Origin of the sequence: Curtobacterium sp. NPDC089689, assembly GCF_044749145.1 — a bacterium.
In the GTDB taxonomy this organism is placed as follows: Bacteria; Actinomycetota; Actinomycetes; order Actinomycetales; family Microbacteriaceae; genus Curtobacterium.
This window is the reverse complement of sequence record NZ_JBIVHJ010000001.1, coordinates 1,352,498-1,375,757: the sequence shown is the minus strand read 5'-3', so window position 1 is coordinate 1,375,757 and position 23,260 is coordinate 1,352,498. Positions and strand designations below refer to the sequence as shown.

General features: G+C 71.2%; 22 protein-coding genes. 7 read left to right on the top strand and 15 right to left on the bottom strand.

All coding sequences use genetic code 11. The features are described from left to right. Positions 1-35: 35 nt before the first annotated feature. Both ACIPYW_RS06730 and ACIPYW_RS06725 read right to left on the bottom strand, forming a co-directional pair. Positions 36-863, bottom strand: coding sequence for an alpha/beta hydrolase (locus tag ACIPYW_RS06730; protein WP_400412015.1), 828 nt, complete (start codon positions 861-863; stop codon positions 36-38). After that, positions 860-1,369 (bottom strand): GNAT family N-acetyltransferase, encoded by a 510-nt coding sequence (locus tag ACIPYW_RS06725; protein ID WP_400412013.1) that lies wholly within the window; start codon positions 1,367-1,369, stop codon positions 860-862. Before ACIPYW_RS06725 ends, ACIPYW_RS06730 begins: the two co-directional genes overlap by 4 nt. Positions 1,370-1,595: 226 nt before the next feature. Here ACIPYW_RS06725 and ACIPYW_RS06720 point away from each other — a divergent pair, with 226 nt between their 5' ends. Together ACIPYW_RS06720 and ACIPYW_RS06715 are read left to right on the top strand one after the other, a co-directional pair. After that, entirely contained in the window at positions 1,596-1,901 is a 306-nt protein-coding gene (locus tag ACIPYW_RS06720) for a hypothetical protein (protein ID WP_400412011.1), read from the top strand. A gap of 304 nt (positions 1,902-2,205) precedes the next feature. Continuing rightward, a complete protein-coding gene (locus tag ACIPYW_RS06715; protein ID WP_400412008.1) occupies positions 2,206-3,780 on the top strand; it encodes a tetratricopeptide repeat protein in 1,575 nt (524 codons plus the stop codon). A gap of 190 nt (positions 3,781-3,970) precedes the next feature. On the opposite strand, the gene ACIPYW_RS06710 is transcribed toward ACIPYW_RS06715, so the two are convergent. From ACIPYW_RS06710 to ACIPYW_RS06680, 7 genes are all read right to left on the bottom strand, one after another. Continuing rightward, positions 3,971-4,672: a response regulator gene (locus tag ACIPYW_RS06710; protein ID WP_400412006.1), complete on the bottom strand. Its 702-nt coding sequence runs from the start codon at positions 4,670-4,672 to the stop codon at positions 3,971-3,973. Beyond that, complete coding sequence (locus ACIPYW_RS06705) at positions 4,669-7,161, bottom strand: ATP-binding protein (RefSeq protein ID WP_400412003.1); 2,493 nt, start codon at positions 7,159-7,161, stop codon at positions 4,669-4,671. The genes ACIPYW_RS06710 and ACIPYW_RS06705 overlap by 4 nt, the downstream gene beginning before the upstream one ends. A gap of 162 nt (positions 7,162-7,323) precedes the next feature. Further along, the gene (kdpC, locus tag ACIPYW_RS06700) at positions 7,324-7,923 is read right to left on the bottom strand and encodes a potassium-transporting ATPase subunit KdpC (protein WP_400412001.1); all 600 of its coding nucleotides are present in this window, start codon (positions 7,921-7,923) and stop codon (positions 7,324-7,326) included. A 1-nt stretch (position 7,924) separates the two neighbouring features. After that, on the bottom strand, positions 7,925-10,018 hold the full coding sequence (kdpB, locus tag ACIPYW_RS06695; RefSeq protein ID WP_400412000.1) for a potassium-transporting ATPase subunit KdpB: 2,094 nt from the start codon (positions 10,016-10,018) through the stop codon (positions 7,925-7,927). Positions 10,019-10,047: 29 nt separating this feature from the next. Then, positions 10,048-11,733, bottom strand: coding sequence for a potassium-transporting ATPase subunit KdpA (kdpA, locus tag ACIPYW_RS06690; RefSeq protein ID WP_400411997.1), 1,686 nt, complete (start codon positions 11,731-11,733; stop codon positions 10,048-10,050). Next, complete coding sequence (gene kdpF / locus ACIPYW_RS06685) at positions 11,733-11,822, bottom strand: K(+)-transporting ATPase subunit F (RefSeq protein WP_042724093.1); 90 nt, start codon at positions 11,820-11,822, stop codon at positions 11,733-11,735. Before kdpF ends, kdpA begins: the two co-directional genes overlap by 1 nt. A gap of 226 nt (positions 11,823-12,048) precedes the next feature. Then, positions 12,049-12,990 (bottom strand): helix-turn-helix transcriptional regulator, encoded by a 942-nt coding sequence (locus ACIPYW_RS06680; RefSeq protein ID WP_400411994.1) that lies wholly within the window; start codon positions 12,988-12,990, stop codon positions 12,049-12,051. Positions 12,991-13,051: 61 nt separating this feature from the next. On the opposite strand from ACIPYW_RS06680, the gene ACIPYW_RS06675 reads away from it, so the two are divergent. Together ACIPYW_RS06675 and ACIPYW_RS06670 are read left to right on the top strand one after the other, a co-directional pair. Beyond that, positions 13,052-13,471: a VOC family protein gene (locus tag ACIPYW_RS06675; RefSeq protein WP_400411991.1), complete on the top strand. Its 420-nt coding sequence runs from the start codon at positions 13,052-13,054 to the stop codon at positions 13,469-13,471. Positions 13,472-13,523: 52 nt separating this feature from the next. Then, on the top strand, positions 13,524-14,036 hold the full coding sequence (locus ACIPYW_RS06670) for a hypothetical protein (RefSeq protein WP_400411989.1): 513 nt from the start codon (positions 13,524-13,526) through the stop codon (positions 14,034-14,036). Between the two features lie 3 nt (positions 14,037-14,039). Here ACIPYW_RS06670 and ACIPYW_RS06665 read toward each other — a convergent pair whose 3' ends face one another. Continuing rightward, positions 14,040-14,483, bottom strand: a complete 444-nt coding sequence (locus ACIPYW_RS06665) for a hypothetical protein (protein WP_400411988.1) — start codon at positions 14,481-14,483, stop codon at positions 14,040-14,042. Beyond that, positions 14,480-15,322, bottom strand: a complete 843-nt coding sequence (locus tag ACIPYW_RS06660) for a putative RNA methyltransferase (protein WP_400411985.1) — start codon at positions 15,320-15,322, stop codon at positions 14,480-14,482. Before ACIPYW_RS06660 ends, ACIPYW_RS06665 begins: the two co-directional genes overlap by 4 nt. 34 nt (positions 15,323-15,356) lie before the next feature. Between ACIPYW_RS06660 and ACIPYW_RS06655 the strand changes: the two genes are divergently transcribed. The 3 genes from ACIPYW_RS06655 (at position 15,357) to ACIPYW_RS06645 (ending at position 17,744) form a co-directional block, all read left to right on the top strand. After that, positions 15,357-16,112, top strand: coding sequence for an SDR family NAD(P)-dependent oxidoreductase (locus tag ACIPYW_RS06655; protein WP_400411982.1), 756 nt, complete (start codon positions 15,357-15,359; stop codon positions 16,110-16,112). A gap of 23 nt (positions 16,113-16,135) precedes the next feature. Further along, complete coding sequence (locus ACIPYW_RS06650) at positions 16,136-16,756, top strand: hypothetical protein (RefSeq protein ID WP_400411980.1); 621 nt, start codon at positions 16,136-16,138, stop codon at positions 16,754-16,756. Between the two features lie 61 nt (positions 16,757-16,817). Next, on the top strand, positions 16,818-17,744 hold the full coding sequence (locus tag ACIPYW_RS06645; protein WP_400411977.1) for an aldo/keto reductase family oxidoreductase: 927 nt from the start codon (positions 16,818-16,820) through the stop codon (positions 17,742-17,744). 178 nt (positions 17,745-17,922) lie between these two features. On the opposite strand, the gene ACIPYW_RS06640 is transcribed toward ACIPYW_RS06645, so the two are convergent. From ACIPYW_RS06640 to ACIPYW_RS06625, 4 genes are read right to left on the bottom strand one after another with little or no spacing between them, the layout of a single operon-like run. Further along, entirely contained in the window at positions 17,923-18,123 is a 201-nt protein-coding gene (locus ACIPYW_RS06640; RefSeq protein WP_290133471.1) for a hypothetical protein, read from the bottom strand. A gap of 46 nt (positions 18,124-18,169) precedes the next feature. Then, positions 18,170-18,412 (bottom strand): hypothetical protein, encoded by a 243-nt coding sequence (locus tag ACIPYW_RS06635; RefSeq protein ID WP_400411974.1) that lies wholly within the window; start codon positions 18,410-18,412, stop codon positions 18,170-18,172. 34 nt (positions 18,413-18,446) lie between these two features. Next, the gene (locus ACIPYW_RS06630; RefSeq protein ID WP_400411971.1) at positions 18,447-21,584 is read right to left on the bottom strand and encodes a GH92 family glycosyl hydrolase; all 3,138 of its coding nucleotides are present in this window, start codon (positions 21,582-21,584) and stop codon (positions 18,447-18,449) included. 36 nt (positions 21,585-21,620) lie between these two features. After that, on the bottom strand, positions 21,621-23,255 hold the full coding sequence (locus ACIPYW_RS06625; RefSeq protein ID WP_400411968.1) for a protein kinase: 1,635 nt from the start codon (positions 23,253-23,255) through the stop codon (positions 21,621-21,623). Between the last annotated feature and the right edge of the window lie 5 nt (positions 23,256-23,260).

Below are 23,260 nucleotides of genomic sequence, written 5' to 3'. Positions count from 1 at the left end.
GCGCCGGAGCGAGCCGGCGCTTCGCCGACGAACCGCTACCGGCCGGCGTGGGTGCCGATCGCGGACGTCGAAGCGGTCGGGCTGGTGCCGCCGCTCGCCGTCGACGCGGTGCGGATGGCCGTCAGCGCAGGTCGGTCCCCGGGGGCAGTGCGCGCCACCCACCGTTCGACCGCCGCGCTGATCTCGCCGCGGGCCTCGGCCGGGGAGATCGTCGCCGTACGGTCACCGGGCTGATCGCCGTACGCGCCGAACTCCGCGTGGTTCGAGCCCTGGACCTCGACCATCGTGGCGGTGGACGGCAGGAAGTGCCGGGCCGCGTCGACCTTCGCCGGGGTGGACAGCCCGTCACGCGAGCCGGAGACGCTGAGGACCTGGATGTACGAGCGGCTGATGTCGTTCGCGCAGTAGCTCCCGAGGAGCAGCAGCCCGTCGGCGTCCTTCGCGAGCTGGCAGGCGCGGACACCGCCGAGGGAGTGTCCGCCGACGGCCCACGTCGTGACCTCCGGGGCGTGCGCCTCGAACGTCGAGAGCGGCCGGGTGTCGAAGAAGGCGAGGTTGAGCGTCGGTTTCGTGATCACCACCGTCGTCCCGGTCGCGACCACCTGCCGGAACGTCGCCATGTACGCGTACGGGTCGACCTTCGCGCCGGGGATGAACACGATCCCCTTGCCGTCGGCCTGCCCGGTCGGCGTCATCACGATCGAGTCGCCGGCGTCACGGACGGCGACCCGGTCGTCACGCCAGACCTGCAGCGCGGCGCTCCGGGTCCCCTGCATGACGATGTTGGCGTACACGAGGAACACCACGGCGACCAGCACCACGGCTGCGACGATCCACGCGGTGATGCGCAGTGCTCGGTTCACGATCGTTCCTCCAGGTCGCGTCGCACGACGAGTTCGCGCCGGCCGTCCGGCAGCACGTCCCCCGGCTCGTCCGTCACCGAGAACCCGGTGCGGGCGTAGGTCTCCTGCGCGTCGCGGTTGTCGGGCATCACGGAGAGCACGAGTTCGTGTGAGCCGCACTCGGCCGCCCAGTCCGCGACGGCGTCGATCAGCAGACGGGCGACCCCGCGGCGACGGGCCACCGGTTGGACCCACATCGAGATGAGCTCGGCGCGGTGCGGGTCGTCGGCGTCCGGGACCCCGCTCGCCATCCCGATCGCTCGACCGTCGCCGCTGTCCGTGTCGACCGCCAGGAGGTCGATCGCTCCCGGGAGCGAGAGCCGGGTCCGCCAGCGGTGCTCCGGAGCGTCCCGCCAGTCGTCGAGTCGTGAGCCGAACGCGTCCGGGGCATCGGCGAGCGCCGCGAGCCGGACCGGGCGCCACGTTGCCCAGTCCTCGGCGGTCACCCGGCGCAGCTCGATCGTCACGAGGGGACGCTACAGCGGGCGGCTCCACGCCACCTCCTGGGCGAGCTGCCTCGTGCGCCGGAAAGCGTTACCAGATCGCACGTGACGACACGTGGTTTCCGGGCAGCAGACGCTGCCCGACACCACCCGCCGCCTGATGTCCCCCTTTTGGCGGACAGGCGGCACACATCGTGAACTGCTTAAATGGGGCACTGCCCCATCGGGGCTGCACCCACACGGAGGACTTATGGACAACCACACGGGGTTCAAGCCAGTCGGCGAAGTTGTCGCTGACGACCGCGCCCGCATCCCAGCGGGTAAGGCTGGCGTTCGCCGAGATGACCGGTACGCTGTCGCAGTAAACGACGATGGCTCGATTCTGCTTACTCCGCTCGTCTCCGTACCCAAGCGCGAGCTCCTAGTCTGGGAAAACGAGCTCGTGAGAAGCTCACTGGCTCGCGGATTGGCACAGAGCGCACAAGGGGAGACGTTCGACCTAGGTTCGTTCGCTGCCGATCTCGACGAAGACGAAGACGAAGAAAAGACCTACTGATGGCATTTTCGCTGCGATTCACGCAGGAAGCGAGGGATAACCTCGACTCGCTATCAGGCGCGTCAGACAAAGTGCGTTTGAAGAAAGTTCGTAGAGCCCTAGCACGGCTCGAAGTGGACCCAAGATATCCCTCGCTCAACTCACACAAATATTCGTCCCTGAAGGGTTCGGATGACGAGGAAGTGTGGGACTCGTATGTTGAGAACAACACCCCCTCAGCTTGGCGAATCTTCTGGCATTACGGTCCCGGCGCAGGAATTATTACAATCGTTGCAATCACGCCCCATCCTTAAAAGTATTCACGATGAACGACGACAAAGACAAGGAACAACGCATCCTTCTAGATGCGTTGATCTCCTATTCGGACTCTTGCACCCTGCCTAATCTCACTCCTTCCTGCCCATTCTTCTCGATACAGGATGGAAGGCCGTCCTGCGGCGAGGAATGTCGAGACATCGCACAGGCGCGCGGAGCAGCTCCCAGGAGGGTGCGCGCGAAAAACGTCGGTGGACTCGTGCTCCTGGGGCGGGAGTTACCAGGCCGAGTGCTGGCCGGCGAGCAAAGCTTCGATGCGGCAGAGATCCGTCTGCAACACAAGGGTCTCGAGCTATTCGCGCAACCAACAACTTCTCTGCTGCTCGGTTTGCGCGACCTAATCACTGGTGGAGCATTCCAGGGCTCCTCAAATACTGGTGAAGGCCTTGCCTATTGGGGGGAATTGGAACGAAGGCAATTTCCGATCGAACGGATAGCCACCGGCGGATTGGTAGATGGGTTTGCCGTGACCGTAGCTCTTTCTGTAGTGACTCCGATTCTTGTCGAGCGCGGCGTCACTCCCTTCGGTTCCGGTGTCCATTTGCGCGATGGTCTGAAATCAAAGTTGCAAGCGGATTGGACAGGTGTACTCGGCGCGGCCTCCGACTCCTGGCACAAGAGGTTAGGAGCGGACAAGCCCCAACGACGGGTGTCTACGACAGCGTTTGCACGCAGCATTCTAGGTCCGCTCCTATCGGAATCAGTCACCGATGATATGCTCGACGCCCTCCTTGAGAGTGATCCTCTTCTGAGCTATGCATTGAGGCCCGATTCCCTTCACAGGATCGGGTCTTGGTTGGCACATCTTTTCGAGACGAACCTCGAAGCCGCACTGGGTTCTGAAGCACCGGAGCATGTAAGCACATTCGGCGCCTTTCCCCTCCGTCCTAGGGACGAAGTGGCTAAGTGGCTGAGTGACCGATTCACTCAAACTAACGTCGATCACTGGATGTCTAGCTCTCTGACACTCGAATGGCGGCATCTCAGCGGCTATGAAGACTCGGATTGCCCGGCGTTGATTCTTGCCGAGCGCCCGATGGACCGCGCGTTGATAGCGGAACGAGCACTGGATGCAATCAGTAGCCGTCGGCCTAAGCACGTCCCCGCACAGCCGATTCGCCCTGATCTGTTCGTCGATCCAGCGAAGCATGCGCTCATGAACGAGGAGTGGCGCGATGCCATCGGCATATTTGAGGGATTGACGAAGATGCTTCCCACCGATCACGGTGCCTGGAATAATCTTGGCTTCTGTCAGATGGCCGAAGATGACGCCGAAGCACTTGGGACGCTGCGCCATGCGGCCACAATGAGGCAGGGCAACTCGCTTGTCAATATCGGGAATCGCATTTTGGCCCACCACCGGCTAGGTCAAGATGACCAAGCCCTCAAGTTAGCCGCGCTTGAACGTCCCGCAGGAGTCGATTCCCACGCAACCGCCGTGATGTGGGCACACCCTGCCGAGCCCCGAAATAAGCTCCTAGATAACGTCAAGGCAGAACAGTACATAGATCAGCTGATTGAACACATTCGATCCGGCGCTCCCTGTTCCGTTTCGAGAATGTAATCGAAGAACGGCTGCACGATCCGGAGAGAGGCGTCTGTCGGAGGTTTCATGTCGGTCAATGACGACCGAGTCGACGCGTTGGAGAAGGCCTGTAGTCGACACCGGTGCTCCGATGCTGGCGACCGTGAGGTTGGACGCTGCTATGCCCGCGCCACAACGACGTCCTCCGGGTTCACTCAGCGGAGGTCCATCACGCGTGGCCAGGGCTGAAGCGGTACCCCATGCCCGACTCGGTGACGAGGTAGCGCGGGTTCGCGGGGTCCGGCTCGAGCTTCCGCCGGAGCTGGGCCATGTACAGCCGGAGGTACCCGGAGTCGTTGCCGTGCGACGGTCCCCACACCTCGGTGAGGAGCATCTCGCGGGTCATCAGCCGGTCGGGGTTCGTCACGAGGACCTCGAGCAGCCGCCACTCCGTCGGGGTGAGGCGGATCGCGGGACCCGCGGGCGGGGTCACCTGCTTGGCGACGAGGTCGACGACGAGGTCGCCGATCGCCACGGTCGGTGCTCCCCCGGCGGACGCGGCGACCGCGGCCTGTCGACGGCCGAGCGCACGGAGCCGGGCGAGGAGCTCGTCCATCTGGAACGGCTTCGTCACGTAGTCGTCGGCGCCGGCGTCGAGTGCGTCGACCTTGTCGGACGAGTCGGTCCGGCCGGAGAGCACGAGCACCGGCACCTGCGTCCAGGCGCGGAGGCCCTCGAGCACGCCGATGCCGTCGAGGCGGGGCATGCCGAGGTCGAGCAGCACGAGGTCGGGGCGTTCGGTGATGACGGCGTCGAGCGCGGCCCGGCCGTCCCGCGCGGTGACGACGTCGTACCCGCGGGCGGCGAGGGTGACGGCGAGCGCCCGGACGAGCTGGGCGTCGTCGTCGGCGATGAGGACCTTGGTGCTCACAGGACCGACACCCCCACGTGTCCGGCGATCGGCAGCCGCACGACGATGGTGAGTCCGCCGCCGGGGGTGTCGTCGACCTCGATGGTGCCGCCCATGCCCTCGGTGAACCCGCGGGCGAGTGCGAGTCCGAGGCCGAGTCCGGTGTCGTTGTCGGTGTCGCCGAGCCGCTGGAACGGTTGGAACACCTCGCCGCGGCGGTCCTCCGGGATGCCGGGACCGTGGTCGGCGACGCGGAGCTCGACCCCGCCGCCGAAGGCGCTCGCGGCGACGCGGACGCGGGTGCCCTCGGGGGCGTAGCGGCTGGCGTTGGCGAGCAGGTTCACGACGACGCGCTGGAGCAGCACGGGGTCGGCGAGGACGGGCGGCAGGTCGGCGGGCAGGTCGAGGTCGACGTCCTCCGGCCCGAGTTCGAGCTCGTCGAGGGCGGGCGCGACGACCGTCTCGAGCGCGGTGGGAACGGGCCGGGCGGCGAGCACTCCCGCCTGCACGCGGCTGACGTCGAGGAGGTCCGCCAACAGCACCGCGAGGTGTCCGAGGCTCTCGTCGGCGGTCGCGAGCAGTGCCTCCCGGTCGGCGTCGGACAGGGTGATGTCCGCGGCGCGGAGGGTCTGCACGGCCGCCGAGGCGGCCGCGATCGGCCGACGCACGTCGTGGCCGACGGCCGCGAGGATGGCGCTGCGCACGCGGTCCGCCGCGGCGATCCGCTCCGCGTCGATCGCCGTGCGGGTCAGTTCGCGGTGCTCGACCGCAGCGTCGAGCTGCTGCTCGACGACGCGCAGCAGCCGGCGCTGGGTCGGGTCGTCGGGTGCGCCAGCGAACTCCAGGACGGCGCCGGACGGGAGGCTCGTGGTGGCGTCCGGGACGTCGCCGAACTCCCCCGACGTGGCCGGGACCTCGTCGCCCTGTCGGATCCGGACACCCGCGAACCCGAAGGCCTCGCGGGTGCGGTCGAGCAGTGCCTGGAGGGCGTCGTCACCGCGGAGCACGCTGCCGGCGATGCCGACGAGGAGTCCGGACTCGGCGGCGGCACGGCGGGCAGCGCGCGAGCGTCGTGCCGAGCGGTCGACGACGAAGCTCACGAGCACGGCGCTGACGACGTACATCACGAGCGCGACGAGGTGCCAGGGCTGCTGGACGGTGACCATGTAGAGGGGTTGCACGAAGAAGAAGTCGAGGCTCAGTCCGGAGAGCACGGCGGCGAACACCGCGGGCCACACACCGCCGACGAGCGCCACGACGAGCACGAGCAGCTGGTACGCGAGCACGTCCACGGTGATGGCGTCGGGGTCCGTGCCGAGGGAGAGCAGCCACGTCAGGAGTGGCCCCGCCACGAGCGAGAGGACGAACGCGGCGACGATGCGGCCGCGCGACAGGCTGCCGCCGAGCTTCGGGAGCGCGAACCCGCCGCCGGCCCGCTCGTGCGTGACGACGTGCACGTCGATGTCGCCCGACTCGCGGACGACCGTGTTCCCGATGCCCGGACCGGTCAGTGCTGCCGCGAGGCGACTCCGCCGGCTGACCCCGATCACGATCTGGGTGGCGTCGATCGACTTCGCGAACCGCACGAGGGTCCCCGGGACGTCGTCTCCCACCACCTGGTGGTACGTCCCGCCGAGCTGCTCGAGCAGGGTCCGCTGCTTCCCGAGGGCGCCGGGGTGCCGGACGCGGAGCCCGTCGTTCGTCGTGACGTGCACCGCGGCGAGCTCGCCGCCGGCGCTGCGTGCGGCGATGCGGGCCGCGCGCCGGAGCAGCGTCTCGCCCTCGGGTCCGCCGGTGAGGGCCACGAGCACCCGCTCACGCGCCTCCCACCGGTGGTCGATGCCGTGCTCGGCGCGGTAGGCGCGCAGGGCGTCGTCGACCTCGTCGGCGAGCCAGAGCAGGGCGATCTCACGGAGGGCGGTGAGGTTGCCGAGCCGGAAGTAGTTCGAGAGCGCAGCGTCGATCCGGGCCGCCGGGTACACGAGACCGTCGGAGAGCCGGTCGCGCAGGGCCGCCGGGGACAGGTCGACGACCTCGATCTGGTCGGCGGCGCGGACCACGGCGTCGGGGACGGTCTCGCGCTGCACGGTGCCGGTGATCTCGCGGACGACGTCGCCGAGGGACTGCATGTGCTGGACGTTCACGGTCGAGATGACGCTGATCCCCGCGGCGAGCAGCGCCTCGACGTCCTGCCAGCGCTTCTCGTTCCGGCCGTCGGGGGCGTTGGTGTGGGCGAGCTCGTCGACGAGGGCGACGTCGGGGCGCCGGGCGAGGACGGCGTCGAGGTCCATGTCGTCGAGGGTCACGCCGCGGTGCTCGACGATCCGCCGGGGCACGACCTCGATGCCGTGCACCAGGGCGGCGGTGGCGGCGCGCTCGTGGGTCTCGACGACGGCGACGACCACGTCCCGGCCCTCGGCGGCCATCCGGTGTCCTTCCTCGAGCATCGTGTACGTCTTCCCGACGCCGGGCGCGGCGCCGAGCAGGACCCGCAGCTTGCCTCGCTTCACGTGCTCATCCTCTCGCGTCGGGGTCGTGGTGGTGGTGGTCGGGGTCGTGGTGGTGGTCGGGGTCGTGGTGCCGACGCGCCTCGCACGATCGAAGTCGGTCCGCACCACGGTTCGGCGCGGTTCGAGGTGACTTCGGTTGTGCGGAAGCGACCGGCACCGTCGTCAGGACGCCTTCGTGAGCGCCAGGTTCAGCTCGAGCACGTTCACGACCGGCTCGCCGAGGAACCCGAGCTGCCGCGGCTCGGTGTGCTGCTCGACGAGCTTCCGCACCACCGTCTCGGACAGACCACGGGCGGACGCCACCCGCGCCACCTGCTGCATCGCGTACGCGGGGCTGATGTCCGGGTCGAGGCCGGAGCCGGACGCGGTGACGGCATCAGCGGGGACCGACGACTCGGCGACCCCGTCGGCCTTCGCCACCGCGGCACGACGTTCCTCGACCGCCTTGAGGAGGTCGGGGTTGTTCGGGCCGAGGTTCGAGCCGCTCGAGGCGTTCGCGTCGTAGCCCTGCTCGCCCGCGGCGCTCGGACGGGACTGGAACCAGCGCGCCGAGCCGGACCCCTCGAACGACTGGCCGATGAGCGACGACCCGACGACCGTGCCGTCGGAGCTCGTGACCATCGAGCCGTTGGCTTGGTCGTGGAAGGCGGCCTGGCCGACGCCCCACACCGCGAGCGGGTACGCGACGCCGAGGACGACGGTGCTGAGGAGGGTGAGGCGGACGGCCACACCGATCGAACGGAACGAAGACGAACGAGACATGTCAGAACCCCGGGATGAGACCGACCACGAGGTCGATCAGCTTGATGCCGATGAAGGGGACGATCACGCCGCCGAGCCCGTAGACGAGCAGGTTGCGGCCGAGGATCGACGAGGCCGAGGCGGCGCGGTACTTGACGCCGCGCAGCGACAGCGGGATGAGCGCCACGATGACGAGCGCGTTGAAGACGACGGCCGACAGGATCGCGGACGACGGGCTGTGCAGCCCCATGATGTTCAGTGCCGCGAGGCCCGGGAACGCCAGCTGGAACATGGCCGGGATGATCGCGAAGTACTTCGCGACGTCGTTGGCGATCGAGAACGTGGTGAGGGCACCGCGGGTGATGAGCAGCTGCTTGCCGATCCGGACGACGTCGATGAGCTTGGTCGGGTCCGAGTCGAGGTCGACCATGTTGCCCGCCTCCTTCGCCGCCGTCGTGCCGGTGTTCATCGCGACGCCGACGTCCGCCTGCGCCAGGGCCGGGGCGTCGTTCGTGCCGTCACCGGTCATCGCGACGAGGTTGCCGCCCTCCTGCTCCTTGCGGATCAGGGCGAGCTTGTCCTCCGGGGTGGCCTCGGCGAGGAAGTCGTCGACGCCGGCCTCGGCCGCGATGGCCTTCGCCGTACGGGGGTTGTCGCCCGTGATCATCACCGTGCGGATGCCCATCTCGCGGAGCTGCGCGAACCGGGCGGACATGCCGTCCTTCACGACGTCCTTGAGGTGCACGACACCGAGCAGGTCGACGGCACCACCGGGCGCGCGACGGGCGACGACGAGCGGGGTGCCGCCCTGGTCGGAGACCTCGGCCACGGTGGCGTCGATCGCGGCGGTGACGGCCGGGTCGGCTGCCCCGGCCCACGCGAGCACCGCGGCCGCGGCACCCTTCCGGACCTCGGTGCCGTCGGTGAGGTCGAGGCCCGACATGCGCGTCTGCGCGGTGAACGGCACCTCGACGGCTCCGGCGGGCAGTGCGGTGGCCACGCCGGCCGCCTCGGCGAGCGAGACGATCGAGCGCCCCTCGGGGGTGCTGTCGGCGGCGGAGGACAGTGCGGAGGCCTCCATCAGGTCGGCCTCGCTGACGCCCGGCACCGGCACCACGCGGGACGCCTGGCGGTTGCCGTACGTGATCGTGCCGGTCTTGTCGAGCAGCAGGGTCGTGATGTCCCCGGCGGCCTCGACCGCACGGCCGGACATCGCGAGCACGTTGTGCTGCACGAGACGGTCCATGCCGGCGATGCCGATCGCGGAGAGCAGCGCGCCGATGGTGGTCGGGATGAGGCAGACGAGCAGGGCGATGAGCACCGGGATGCTCACGGTCGCGCCGACGAGCCCGGCGATGGGCTGCATGGTGAGGCAGACGATCACGAACACGATCGACAGCGACGCGAGCAGGATGTTCAGCGCGATCTCGTTCGGCGTCTTCTGCCGGGCAGCACCCTCGACGAGCCGGATCATCCGGTCGATGAAGGTCTCACCCGGGGTCGAGGTGATGCGCACGACGATCCGGTCGGACAGCACCCGGGTCCCGCCCGTGACGGCACTGCGGTCGCCGCCGGACTCGCGGATCACCGGCGCCGACTCCCCCGTGACCGCGGACTCGTCGACGGAGGCGATGCCGTCGATGACGTCGCCGTCACCAGGGATGACCTCACCCGCGACGACCACGACGACGTCGCCCTTGGCGAGGTCGACGGACGCGACCTCCTCGGTCTGGTTGCCGGTGGCGGCCGGGTCGGCAGCGTCGTACCCGAGGACCCGGCGGGCGCTCGTGGTCGAGCGGGTCTTGCGGAGGGTGTCGGCCTGCGCCTTGCCGCGGCCTTCGGCCACGGACTCGGCGAGGTTCGCGAACACGACGGTCAGCCACAACCAGACCGCGATCGCGATCGTGAACGCGGACGGCTCGACGAACAGCGAGACGGTAGTGAGGGCTGCGCCCACCTCGACGATGAACATGACGGGGTTGCGCCACATGAGACGCGGGTCGAGCTTGCGCAGGGCGCCCGGGAGGCCCGCCACCAGCTGGCGGGGCCCGAACGCGGACGAGGTGGTCGGCCTGGAGGCGGTGGTCGCCTCCGGCACGGAGGTCGCGGTGGTCATGGCGTGGTCCTTGGACGTCGACGGTGCGTTCATCGTGCGAGCGCTTCTGCGAGGGGTCCCAGTGCGAGCACCGGGAAGTAGGTGAGGGCGGTGACGATGACCGCCACGCCACCGAGGAGGCCGACGAACAGCGGCCGGTGGGTCGGGAGGGTGCCGGCGGTCGCCGGGACCTTGTCCTGCTGGGCGAGGGAGCCGGCGAGCGCCAGCACGAGGGCGATCGGCAGGAAGCGTCCGAGGAGCATCACGACGCCGAGCGAGGAGTTCATCCACGTCGTGTTCGCGGTGATCCCGCCGAACGCCGAGCCGTTGTTGTTCGCGCCGGACGTGTAGGCGTAGAGGAGCTCGGACAGGCCGTGGTTGCCCGGGTTGAAGACGCTCGTGCCGACGACCTGCTCGCGGACGCCGGGGATCACGAGGGACAGTCCGGTGGCGAGCAGCACGAGCGTCGGGGTGACGAGGATGTACAGCGCCGCGAAGGTCATCTCACGTGCGCGGATCTTCTTGCCGAGGTACTCCGGGGTCCGTCCGACGAGCAGACCACCGATGAAGACCGTGATCACGGCGAGGACGAGCATGCCGTAGAGGCCCGACCCGACGCCGCCGGGGCTGATCTCGCCGAGCATCATGTTGAGCATCGCCATCATCCCGCCGATCGGCGTGAAGCTGTCGAACATGCCGTTCACGGCGCCGGTCGAGGTCGCGGTCGACGTCGTGCCGAAGAGGGTCGTGCCGAGGATGCCGAAGCGCATCTCCTTGCCCTCCATCGCCGCTCCGGCCGCGTGGGTGGCGGTGCCGGCTCCCCCGAGTTCGGCGATCGACATCACCGAGAGCGACACGAGGAAGATCGCTCCCATGACGGCGAGGATCGCGTAGCCCTGGCGGTCGTCACCGACGAGGCGGCCGAACGTGCGCGGCAGCGAGAACGGGATCACGAGCATGAGGAAGACCTCGACGAGGTTCGTCCACGCCTGCGGGTTCTCGAACGGGTGCGCCGAGTTCGCGTTGAAGTACCCGCCGCCGTTCGTGCCGAGCTCCTTGATGGCCTCCTGCGACGCGACGAAGCCGTCCGGGATGTGCTGGGTCCCACCGACCAGGGTGGTCACGTCCGTGCCGGCGCCCCACGACTGGATGACGCCCCCCGCGACCAGGACGATCGCGAAGACGAAAGCGCCCGGGAGCAGGAGCCGGACGGTGCCGCGCACGATGTCGACCCAGACGTTGCCGAGCGTGCCCGACTTCCGACGGGCGAAGCCGCGGACCAGCGCCACGGCGACCGCGAGGCCGACCGCTGCCGACAGGAAGTTCTGCACCGCGAGGCCCGCCACCTGCACGGAGTACCCGACGGTGGCTTCGGGCGAGTACGACTGCCAGTTCGTGTTCGCCACGAAGGACGCCGCCGTGTTGAACGCGAGCGACGGCCCGACGTTCGGCAGGCCGAGGTCACCCGGCAACACGACCTGGATGCGCTGCAGGAGGTAGACGACGAGCAGGCCGACGACGCTGAAGAGCAGCACGCCACGGAGGTACGCGGGCCAGGACTGCTCGGCGTCCGGGTCGACGCCGATGACCCGGTAGGCCCCGCGCTCCACCCGGCTGTGCCGCACGGGCGTGTAGACGCTCACCATCCAGTCACCGACCGGGCGGTAACAGACGACGAGGAGCAGGACGAGGAGTGCGACCTGGGCGATGCCCGCCCAGGTGTCCCCCGCGCTCATCAGAACTTCTCCGGCCGGACGAGCGCCCAGACCAGGTAGACGACAGCAGCGACGCCGAGGACGGCCGCGGCGATGGTGATGCCGATCACAGCCGCTCCAGCCCCTTGGCGATGAGGGCGACCACGCCGAACACGGCGAGGACACCGGCGACGACGAACACGTCGAACACGAGGACTCCGTAGGTTGCACGGGCCCGGCACCGGGCGGCGCGGACCGCACCATTCCTGGTGCGTCACCGATGGTGCGACCGGTGTCGCGCCTCCAGGCCGGTCCTAACGGATCCCTGACGGCGTCCTGACGGACGCATGCGCGGTCCTAACGGGCCGACTCGCGGAGGCGGTCGGCGACGACCGCCGTGGCCGAGCGGAGTTCCGGAGGACCCAGCACCACGAACGGCACGGCGAAGCCCGCGACCCGAGCCGCCAGCGCCTCCCACGACCACGAACCGGTGGTCAGCCGACAGCGGTCCGGGCCGGTCGCGACGAGGTCGTCCGCCGCGTCGACGTAGGGCTCGACGGCGCTCGCCGCGCAGTGCAGCTCGACGGTGCCGGTGCACGGCCACACGTCCGTGACGGCGGAGCCCTTGAAGCGCGCCGCCACGAAGGACGCCGGGTCGTCTCCGGGCACCGGCCGCGGCACGAACGGCAGCCGCGTCGGCGGCCGCGGGGTGATGCGGTCGACCCGGAACGTCCGCCAGTCCGTGCGCGCGGGGTCCCAGGCGAGGAGGTACCAGCGGCCGGCCCGCGCGACCACGGCGTGCGGCTCGACCCGGCGGGGGTGCTCGTCCGGTCCGTAGCCGAAGCGGAGCACCTCGTGCGCGGACACCGTGCGGCTGACCTCGACCAGCACGTCCGGGTCGACGGTCGTCCGCGCGGCCGTGGTCACGACGTCGACCGCACCGACGCGGTTCCGGAGCCGCTCGGGCAGCACCTGCCGGATCGTCGCGAGCGCGCGCACGGCCCCCTCGGCGATGTCGGCACCCGATGCCGGGGCCACCGCCAGTGCCACTGCGATCGCGACCGCCTGGTCGTCGTCGAACAGCAGCGGCGGGAGATCGGCACCCGCGGCGAGCCGGTAGCCGCCGGCCGGTCCGCGCAGGGCATCGATGCGGAACCCGAGCTCGCGGAGGCGGTCGACGTCGCGGCGGAGGGTCCGCGGGCTGACCTCGAGGCGGCCGGCGAGCTCACCGCCCGGCCAGTCCCGGTGCACCTGCAGCAGGGACAGCAGCGTGAGCATGCGCGAGGACGGTCCGGGCATGGATCCAGTATCCGTCGAGAAGCGGTCACGATCTGACCGCATTGACGGTCATGCTCGTCCCATGAGCATCGAGACCACGACCCACCTCAACTTCGACGGACAGGCCCGCGAGGCCCTCGACCACTACGCCCGCGTCTTCGGCGGCGAGGTCGTGTCCATGACCTACGGCGCGATGGGCGCCACCGACGAGCCCGCTTGGGCCGACCGGATCGTCTTCGGCCAGGTGACGACCGAGGCCGGCTTCCGCATCATGGCGTTCGACGTCTGGCCCGGGCAGCCGTACGACCAGGGCAGCAACGCCTTCTACGTGTACGTGCACGGCGACGACGCTGCCGAGGTCGAGCGGTACTGGGCGGGTCTCCTCGACGGCGCCGAGGTGCGGCAGCCGCTCGGACCGTCGGCGTGGGCACCGCTCGCCGGGCAGCTCCGCGACCGCTTCGGCGTCGTCTGGGCGCTCGACGTCGCCGGGCCGCAGGGCTGACGCCTTTCCGGAGCACTTCTGCACGGAAACCCGGAGCGGGTACGGTGCGGGGATGCCCGAGTACCGACCGTTGCCCGGCTACGAGCTCGGCGAGGGGTGGACCGCCGCGCGACGACGTCGCTCCCGGTTCGGCCGCGTCCGACCGTGGGCCGGGCCGCCGGTCGGACTGCTCGCCCTCGTCGCCGCGTGCCTGCTCGTCCACTGGTACGCGGGTGTCGCGCACACCGTCGTCTGGGAGTGCGCGGTGTCGTCCTGCGGAACGAACGACCCCCGGTCCTTCGCGCCGTTCGGCTCGTGGGTGCTCGTCGTCCTCGCGGCGTTCGGCTTCTGGACCCTGCCGGGCCGCGGCTGGTGGGTCGGTGCGGCGGTCCTGCTGTTCGGGGCCGTCGCAGCGTGGTCGATCGACTGGTGGCGGGCGCCCGGCATCGACCTGGAACTCGTCGTCACCCCGATCGCCGCGGGCGTGGTCGGTGTCGGGTTCCTGCTCGTGCAGCTCGGGCGCGCGGTGGACCGGGCACGGGGTCGAGCGCACGCCGCCCGTCGGCGGGCAGCCCGGGGCGAGTGACGCTCAGCGCTCGATCGTGAAGCTCTGCGACGGGCCTGGGCAGCTCGCGTCCGCGGGGCACGGCGAGTAGTCCCAGTTCGCGATCGACACCGACGCGTCGCCGGGCTCCAGGTCCGCGGGCAGCGGGACGGGCACGGACCACGATCCGTCGAACGGGTCGTCCGAACGCGCGACGTCCGCATGGCTGTGCGCGCCGTGGTCGGTGACGGCGATCCGCCAGCCACCGTCGGGCACGTCCACGTCGCACTCGTCCGTCGTGGCGAACGTCACCGTGTCGCCCGCCGCGGCCCGCTCCGGCGTCACCGTGAACCGCGGGACACAGCCGAACGCGCCCTCCGGAGACGCGGTACACCCCGTCAGCGCGCTGCTGGCGGCGAGGACCAGCACGACGGCGGCGACGAGGCGCGATCGGGTGTGGGTCACGACCATGCCCTGAGGTTCGCTCATGAGCGACCCCACGTGGTGATCGTCACCGCAGCCGTGACGACCGTCGGTCGGAACACCGCGTCCGCGGCGACGTGGTGGTGGCTCGGACCCATGTGCACCACGTCGTGGACGTCCTCGGCGCTGAGGTCCATCGTCCACGTCAGGTCCTCGGACGACCGCCGCACGAACGACGGCGACAACGAGTCGTGCAGTCGGCGCTCCTTCTCCGGGTCGACCGAGATGGTCGCCTCCGCGAGCTCCGCCAGGTGTCCGACGCGCGGGGTCACCACGACGAGCACGCCGTCGGGGTGCAGGACTCGGGCGTACTCCGCCTGGTTGCGCGGCGCGAACACGTCCAGCAGGACCGCAGCGGCACCGTCGACGACCGGGAGGCGCTCGGTCACGTCACCGACGACGGCCCCGACCCGCTCGTGGACACGGGCCGCCCGCCGGATCGCGACCGGCGAGAGGTCCAGGGCGACCCCCAGCCGGACGCGCGGCGCCGCGTCGGACGCCGCCACCGGCCTCGCGTCCGACGCGCGCAACGCATGCGCCAGGTAGGTCCCGGGCCCGGACCCGACGTCGAGGACGACGCCGGGCGCGGTCGATGCTCCGACCACCGCGGCGATCGCGCGTTCGACGGGCGCGTAGTGCCCGCGACCCAGGAACCGGACGCGGGCGTCGACCATCTCCGGGGTGTCGGCCGTCAGGGCTCGACGGCGGGCGGGGAGGAGCGTGAGGTGTCCCTGCTTGGCCTCGTCGAACCGGTGCCCGGCCGCGCAGCCCACCTGTCCGCCGACACGGCCGAGCGGCTCGGCGCAGACGGGGCAGGCGAGCACGGGGAGCAGGTCGTCGCGCACCCTCCCAGCGTAGGGGCGTCGGTAGCCTGGCCGGATGTCGCTGCAGCAGCTCTTCGGACTCGACGGCCGCACCGCACTCGTGACCGGCGGGAGCTCCGGGATCGGACGCGCGATCGCCGAGGCCCTCGCCGGCGCGGGAGCACACGTCGTCGTCGCGGCGCGCACGCGGAGCACGATCGACGCGACCGTCGACGGCATCCGGAGCGGCGGCGGCTCGGCCGAGGGCGTGGTGGCGGACCTCGCGACGCGTGCGGGCGCCCACGGCCTCGCGGACGTCGTGGGCGACGTCGACGTCCTCGTGCACTCGGCGGGCATCAACCTCCGGCCGCCGATGGCGGAACTCGACGAGGACACCTGGGACGCGACGATGCGCGTCAACCTCGACGCCCCGTTCGTCCTCGGGCAGCGGCTCGCGCCGGGCATGGCGGCGCGCGGTCACGGCCGCATCATCGGCATCAGTTCGCAGCAGGCGCACCGCCCCTTCGCGGCCAGCGGCGCGTACGGGGTGTCGAAAGCCGGTCTGGAGGCCCTGGCCAGGTCGCAAGCGGAGGCCTGGTCCGGGCAGGGGGTCACCTCGAACGTCCTCGTGCCCGGTTTCGTGCAGACCGCGTTGAACCGCCGGCTCAGCGCCGACCCCGCGACCGTCGAGCGGCTCGCGGCCCGCACGCTCGTCGGCCGCAACGGGGTCGCCGCCGACCTCGCCGCGGCGGCGGTGTTCCTTGCCGGGCCGGGCTCGGGCTACGTCACGGGGCAGTCGATCGCGGTCGACGGGGGGTTCTCGGTGCACTGAGCACTGCTCGGTAGGTTCGGGGCATGGCGATCATCCACCGTGCGGAACTCCGACCGTCCAAGGCCGAGGCGCTCGGCGCCTGGCTGCCGACCCAGCCCTGGAGCGGTGTCACGCCGGGTGCGGGCATCGAGGTCGTCGGGCGCTTCCGGTTCGACGACCCGGACGGCGAGGTCGGCATCGAGACGATCGTCGTCCGGACCCCATCGGGGCGCCTGCTGCACACGCCGCTCACCTACCGGGGTGCTCCGCTCGACCGGGCCGACGCGTTCCTCGTGACCGAGATGGACCACTCGGTGCTCGGACGACGGTGGGTGTACGACGCGACCGGCGACCCCGTCTACGCCGACGTGGTCCGTCGCACGATCGCGACCGGCGGCCACGAGGCCGAGCTCGAGCGCGCGGACGGCTCGGGCTCGTGGGACAAGGAGAGCACGGCGGTCGGCAGCGGGTCGGCTTCGTCGTCGCCCACGGTGACAACGGTCGAGACCCGGACGGAGGAGGGCGAGACGACGATCGACACGGGGCACGGCGAGCTGGTCGTCCTCCGCGTGGTCGGGTCGCCCGTGCCGTCCGGCGAGACCCTGCGCGCGACCTGGCCGACCGGCGCCGGAGTGCTCGTGGTGCTCGCGGAGCCGTCGGCCTGACGGCTCACGGGGTACCGGCAGTGCCTGCCGCGGGAATGGTCCGGCTGGCAGGATCGACCCCGTGAAGACACTGGAGTTGCCACAGACCGACCTCACCGCGTCCGACGTCGTCGTCGGCCTCATGCGGATCAACGACATGAGCGATGAGGACGTCCGCTCGCTGTACTCAGCGTCGCGTGACGCGGGCGTCACGATGTTCGACCACGCCGCGATCTACGGCGGCTGGCACGGCTGCGAGGCTCGGTTCGCCGAAGCCGTGACGCTCTCGCCGTCCGAGCGCTCCGAGATCGTGCTCCAGACGAAGGTCGGCATCCGACAGGGGTACTTCGACTTCTCGTACGAGCACATCCTGTCGTCGGTCGAGGAATCCCTCGCTGCCCTCCGCACCGACTACATCGACGTCCTGCTGCTGCACCGCCCCGACGCCCTCGTGGAGCCGGAGGAGGTCGCCAAGGCGTTCGACGAGCTGCACGCCGCGGGCAAGGTGCACCACTTCGGCGTCTCGAACCACACGCCCGGCCAGGTCGACCTGCTGCGTCGTTCGGTGAACCAGCCGCTCGCGTTCAACCAGGTGCAGCTGAGCATCACGCACGCGAACGTCATCGCGCAGGGCGTCGCGGCGAACATGGGTGGCCTCGACCAGTCCGTCGACCGGGACAACGACATCCTCAACCACTCGCGCCTCAACGACATCACGCTGCAGGCGTGGTCGCCGTTCCAGAAGGGCTTCTTCGACGGGGTCTTCCTCGGCGACCGCGAGCACTACGCGGAGCTGAACGACGTCCTCGACGAGGTCGCGGCGGCGCACGGCGTCACGCCGACCGGCATCGCGGTGGCGTGGATCACCCGGCACCCGGCGCACTTCCAGGTGGTCCTCGGGACGACGAACCCGCAGCGCGTGCGGGAGTCGGCGGCAGGGTCGGACGTCGTGCTCTCGCGCGAGGAGTGGTACCGCATCTTCACGGCGGCGGGGCACACCGTCCCCTGAGCCGGCGGCCGGTCGGGCCCGCCGCGGTCGCCGGGGTCGCCGCGCCGCGCCGCGGTCGCCGCGCCGAGCACAACCGAAGTCACGTCGAACCACGGTTCCCCGTGGTTCGAGACGACTTCGGTCGTGCGGAACCGGAGCACGCCACCGCGGGCGCAGCCCCCGACGGCGCGCTCCCGCGTCAGTCGGACGTCGGCGGGGTGGGGACGGCGACGTCCACCGGCGACACGCGCGCCGGGTCGGACGACGCTCCTCCGACGACGTCGAACGAGATGCCGAGCTCGGCAGCCGTGTCCTCGTCGAGTTCGAGTCCGTCTTCCTTCACCTGGTCCTCGGGGATGGCTCGGCCACCGGAGGGGTCCCAGGAGTTCGCGATCGACATGCGGCCGAGCATGCCCGACGCGCATGGCAATCCGCCAAGAGGCGCGTCAGAGGTCGTCCGGGTGGAGCCGGGCGCCTGCCTGCGGCCGTCGGAAGACCGGACCGCCGCCGGCCTCGTCCTCGTCGTGGTGGTCGACCGGCGAGACGCTCGGGTCGGCAGCGGCGGGACCGGCGTCCGGCCCGACGTCGGCGCCACGCTCCTCCTCCACCTCGAGCTCGGTGGCGTCGGAGCCGTCCACGGGGACGGACGCGCCGGGCTGCTCCGGATCGAACGGTGTGCTCATCGACATGCGGCGAGCATGCTCCGCACGGGTGAACGGCGGGTCAACGGTGTCCGTCCGCCGCGACGAGCTCGAGCTGGGTCAGCGCGACGTCCGTCACCGCGGAGAACGTGAACGCCGACCCGGTGCCCTCCAGCCGGAAGACCCGCGTCTGCCCGGCCCAGGCGAACTCGGCGTCGTGCACCGACGCCTCCGTCGCGCCGAGGGCGACGTCCCACGAGTACGTCCCCGGCGCCTCGACCGTGACCGTGTACAGCGACACGGGCGCCGACGGGACCTCGAACGTCACGGACGCACCGGCGGCGAGCGCCGTCGCGGTCCGCCCCGTGTCGTCGACGAGGGGGTGCGTCCCCCCTGGCAGGAGGTCGACCGGGGTGTCCCGGAACCCGTGCACGGCGGATGCGGACACCGGCCGCGTGTCCGATGCCCACCCGGTGGGTTCCGGGGACAGGGTGAACGCGATGCGCGACGCCGCGGCCACGACCTCGTGCGGGATGCTGACCGCCTCCCAGGGCGTCCCGTCGACGGTGACCGACGCGACGAAGCCGCCGACCGGTCCGGACTCGACCTCGATCACGGTCGGCGTGGCGCGACCGTCCGACGTGGCGGGACGCAGCACGGTCCGTCGCACCGACGGCGGCACGAGCACGTAGGTCCCCGTCGAGGGCGCGAGCGGGTACAGGCCGATCGTCGCGAAGACGTACCAGGCGCTCATCTCGCCGTTGTCCTCGTCGCCCGGGTACCCCTGCCCGAGGTCCGAGCCGACGAACAGGCGGTCCAGGGCCGAGCGGACGATCCGGTGGGCGTCGTCGTGTCGCCCCGTGAACATCGGGAAGAACGGGATGTGGTGCGCCGGCTGGTTCGAGAGCCCGAGCATGCCCATCCGGACGTCGCGGGCCTCGGTCATCTCGTGGATCGGGAAGCCGTAGGAGCCGGAGCGGGCAGTCGAACCGGTCTCGGGTGTGGCGAAGAACGTGTCGAGGGCGGCGTCGAACCGTGCGGGTCCGCCGTGCAGGTCGACGATGCCGGCGCCGTCGTGCGGCGCGGTGAACGCGGTGCCCCAGGCGTTCGTCTCGGTGTAGTCGTCGCCCCAGTCGCGCGGGTCGAACTCGGTGCCGACCCGCCAGGTGCCGTCCTGGTCGCGCCCGATGAAGAACCCGCGCTCGGCGTCGAACACGTTCCGGTACTGCAGCGAGCGACGGGCGAACCACTCGTGCTCGGCGAGCAGACGCTCCCGTTCGGCGTCGGTCGACGCTCGACGCGCGAGCAGGTCCGCCATGACGGCGAGGCCCCAGTCGTTGATCGCGGCGTCGAGGGTCCAGCTCATCCCCTCGTGGGTCGCTGTGTCGACGTGGCCGCGGAAGGCACCCGGGAGGCTCCCCTTCCGTCCGACGCGCTCGTCACGCGGCGGGACGGTCGCGTTGCGGACCGCGCTCCGGTACGCCGCCGCGAGGTCGAAGCCGTCGATGCCCTTCGCCGCGAGGTCGGCGAACACGGTGTCGCTCGTGGTGCCGGTCATGCAGTCCTCGGCGCCCGGGGCACTCCACCGGGGCGTCCACCCGCCGTCGTGGTGGTGCTCGACGAAGCCCTGCGCGAGCTCGCCCGCCGTGTCCGGGGTGAGGAGTCCGAGGAGCGGCCACGCCGTCCGGTACGTGTCCCAGAACCCGTTCGTCGTGGTGAACAGCCCCTCGACGACCTCGGGGCCGGGCTCGTCGCGGATCGGTGACGCCTGCACCGCTCCGTACGGGGACCGGTGGCGCGGCACGCCGTCCCGGGCGGTCTCGCCGGCACGGTTCGGGTAGAGGAACAGCCGGTAGAGCCCCGAGTACAGCGCGGTCAGCTGGTCCGGGGTCGCTCCCTCGAAGGACATGGTGGACAGCTCCGCGGTCCACCGCTCCTCGGCGTGCGCGCGCATCGCGTCGTGGTCCCCCGCGGCCTCGAGGTTCGCGCGGGCGTCCGCCATCGACACCGTCGAGATGCCGAGCAGCACGTCCACGTCCCCGTCGACCGTGAGCCAGCCGCGCAGCTCGTCCTGCCCGGTGCTCGTGTGGTCGGCGGTGACCCGCGGGACCCGCACGTGCACGTGGTGCGGCGGTGTGCCCGGCCGGTCGTCGAGCACGCACTCGACCACGGCCGTCCCGTCGGTGATCGTCACCGACACGTCGGAGACGCGGCCGTGGTGGTCGAGCACGACGCTGCGGGTGCCCGTGAACCGGAACCCGAGGGCGAACTTCCCCGCGGTCACCTCGGCCGTGACGCCGTGGTCGAGCGCGACGCGGTAGCGGTGCGGACCGTCGTGCTCGTCGTCGTGGTCGAACCCGAGCGCCCGTGCGGTCCGGTCGGGATCCGGGGTGTCGAGCGGGGACGGCATCACCTGGAACACGCCGCGGTCCCCCATCCACGGCGAGGGGATGTGGCTCGTCGCGAAGCCCTGGATCGCCGGGCGGACCCGGTCGCCCTCGACCCGCGCGTGCTCGTGGAACGCGTACGGCCACCGGTTGCTCGAGGCGTCGGTCATCGGGAGCCCGAAGACCCCACCGTGCGGCAGGCCGACGAGCGGCGCGTTGTTGCCGCGGGAGAACCGGGACGACGCCTGCGTGCCCCGGGTCGTGCGGACGTGGTCGAGCGGCGTCTCCGGAGCGGGCCGAGCCGGACCGAGCCGGACGTCGTCGAGCCATCCGCGGAGTGCCGGACGCTCGCCGTCGCCGGTCGGGTGCGGCGTGGCGGAGCCGAGCCGTGCCTCCAGGCGGTCCACCACCCGGCCTGCGAGAGGCGTGAGGTCCACAGCCCGGCGGTTCCACTGGTCGACCCACTGCTTGCGTGCGGCGTCCTGGGCGTCCGGTGTCAGCGCGTCGCCGTACTGGTCGCGTGCCGTGTCGCTCAGCCGTGTGCCGTCGGTGCAGACGAGGTCGACGCCGAACGCGGTGGCATCCCAGAAGTGCGGGAGGTCGGCTTCGGTGGGTTCGGTCAGGCCGTCGGGCAGCGTCCGCTCGGGGAACCACACCCACGACAGTTCGTCGCCGGGCGCGATCGTGCGGCCGGCGAACCCGGGCACGACCCCCTCGATCGGGTCGGCTCCGGACGGTCGTTCGACCAGCCAGGCCTCCGCCGAGGCGTACCCGACACCGTTGCGTGCCGCGACGGCCGTCGTCGGCCCGCCGCTCCGTTGCAGCTCATCCACACGACGAGCCTATTTGCTCCATCGACTGGAGGAAACCTACCCGCCGTGTCCGGGCGCGTTGCCGGAGTTGCCCGGGCCGGCGCCGGGGCCCGTGTCACGCCCGTTGCCCGGTCCGGTGTCGGCTGCGGTGTCCGTGCTGTCCTGGGGAGCCTCGACCGGGTTCGACGCCGGACTCGACGGCTCGGGGAGTCCGGACGGCACCGGATCCTCCGAGGGTTCCTCGCTCGGTTCGGCGGGCTCGCTGGGCTGGTCTTCGGGCTCGCTCGGCTGATCTTCGGGCTCGCTCGGCTGCTGCTCCGGCTGGCTCGGCTGTTCCTCGGGCTGGCTCGGCTCGGTGCTCGGCTGCTGGTCGTCGGGACTCGTCGTGCTCGACTCGGTCGGGGCCGGTGTCGATCCGGGGCCGAGGGCGGCCACCGCGGCGACGATGCCCGCGATGACGAGCACGGCGATCACGATGGCGAGGACGATCGGTCCACGGCGACGGCGACGGTCGTCCTCGTCCGGTCGCCCGGCCGGTCCGCCGGCCGGTGGACGGGGCGGCGCGCTGCCGGCTGCGCCGCCACCGGCCCCTGCTGCTCCGGCTCCTGCCGCTCCGGCGCCGGCTGCTCCGGCTCCTGCTGCTCCGAGCACGGTGGTCGCCACGTCGTCCGACCGGGAGGCACGGGCCGCCGGCATCACGCGGGTCGCGTCGTCCGGTCGGTCGGCCGGGTCCATGGGTGCGGTCGCGTCCATCCGGGCGGTCGCGGCCTGCGCGTCGTCCGGACGTGCCGCCGCCGCGGCGGCTGCCGCCGCTCCGGCGGCACCGGCGGCACCGGCGCGGGTCATCGCCCCGGGCGCGCCCGGCAGGAGCTGCGTCGCCGGTGCCACGTCGTCGCGCCCCAGAGCCTGGAGTCGCTCGGCCGCCTCCGCTGCGGTGGGCCGCTCGTCGGGATCGGTGGCGGTCATGACGTGCAGGAGGGTGCGCCACGCGGTCGGGAGGTGCTGGTCGATCTCCGGGCTGCGGGCGAGCCGGGCGGTCGCGGACTCCACGGCGCTGCCCGGGAACGGCCGCTTGCCGCTGAGGGTCTCGAGGAGCACCAGGCCGAGCGCGTAGACGTCCGCCTTGCCCGTGATCGGCTGCCCCATCACCTGCTCCGGCGCGATGTAGGCGGCGGTGCCCATCACCGTGCCGGTCCCGGTGACCCGGGCGGAGTCCCGGAGCAGGGCGATGCCGAAGTCGGCGAGCTTGACGTGCGTGCCGTCGGACTCGAGCAGGACGTTCGCGGGCTTCACGTCGCGGTGGACGACACCCTGCGCGTGCGCCGCGGCGAGACCCTCGGCGATCTGCGCACCGACGCGCGCGGTCGTGACGGTGTCGAGGGGCCCCTCGCGGAGCCGCGTCGCGAGGTCGCTGCCCGGGACGAGCTCCATGATCAGGTAGGAGTCGCCGTCGACGTCGTCGAGCGCGGCGTCGTAGAGCGTCACGAGCGCCGGACTGCGGAGTGACGCGAGGACCTGGATCTCCGCCTCGGCACGGGCTCGCTCCCCGTGGTCGACCGGGCCGATGCGGAACACCTTGACCGCGACCTCGCGTCCGAGCATCTCGTCGACCGCCCGGTAGACGGACGCCATGCCGCCGTGCCCGAGCGTGCCCGTGACGCGGTACCTGCCGCCGAAGACCCGTTCCTCCATGTCCG

Bases quoted from the DNA above. Each gene is read 5' to 3' on its own strand.
- ACIPYW_RS06715 (WP_400412008.1), top strand. From the start codon at position 2,206: ATGAACGACGACAAAGACAAGGAACAACGCATCCTTCTAGATGCGTTG.
- ACIPYW_RS06640 (WP_290133471.1), bottom strand. From the start codon at position 18,123: ATGTCGATCGCGAACTCCTGGGACCCCTCCGGTGGCCGAGCCATCCCC.
- ACIPYW_RS06650 (WP_400411980.1), top strand. From the start codon at position 16,136: ATGGCGATCATCCACCGTGCGGAACTCCGACCGTCCAAGGCCGAGGCG.
- ACIPYW_RS06655 (WP_400411982.1), top strand. From the start codon at position 15,357: ATGTCGCTGCAGCAGCTCTTCGGACTCGACGGCCGCACCGCACTCGTG.
- ACIPYW_RS06670 (WP_400411989.1), top strand. From the start codon at position 13,524: ATGCCCGAGTACCGACCGTTGCCCGGCTACGAGCTCGGCGAGGGGTGG.
- ACIPYW_RS06665 (WP_400411988.1), bottom strand. From the start codon at position 14,483: ATGAGCGAACCTCAGGGCATGGTCGTGACCCACACCCGATCGCGCCTC.
- ACIPYW_RS06720 (WP_400412011.1), top strand. From the start codon at position 1,596: ATGGACAACCACACGGGGTTCAAGCCAGTCGGCGAAGTTGTCGCTGAC.
- ACIPYW_RS06625 (WP_400411968.1), bottom strand. From the start codon at position 23,255: ATGGAGGAACGGGTCTTCGGCGGCAGGTACCGCGTCACGGGCACGCTC.
- kdpA (WP_400411997.1), bottom strand. From the start codon at position 11,733: ATGAGCGCGGGGGACACCTGGGCGGGCATCGCCCAGGTCGCACTCCTC.
- ACIPYW_RS06675 (WP_400411991.1), top strand. From the start codon at position 13,052: ATGAGCATCGAGACCACGACCCACCTCAACTTCGACGGACAGGCCCGC.
- ACIPYW_RS06680 (WP_400411994.1), bottom strand. From the start codon at position 12,990: ATGCCCGGACCGTCCTCGCGCATGCTCACGCTGCTGTCCCTGCTGCAG.
- kdpC (WP_400412001.1), bottom strand. From the start codon at position 7,923: ATGTCTCGTTCGTCTTCGTTCCGTTCGATCGGTGTGGCCGTCCGCCTC.
- kdpB (WP_400412000.1), bottom strand. From the start codon at position 10,018: ATGACCACCGCGACCTCCGTGCCGGAGGCGACCACCGCCTCCAGGCCG.
- ACIPYW_RS06635 (WP_400411974.1), bottom strand. From the start codon at position 18,412: ATGTCGATGAGCACACCGTTCGATCCGGAGCAGCCCGGCGCGTCCGTC.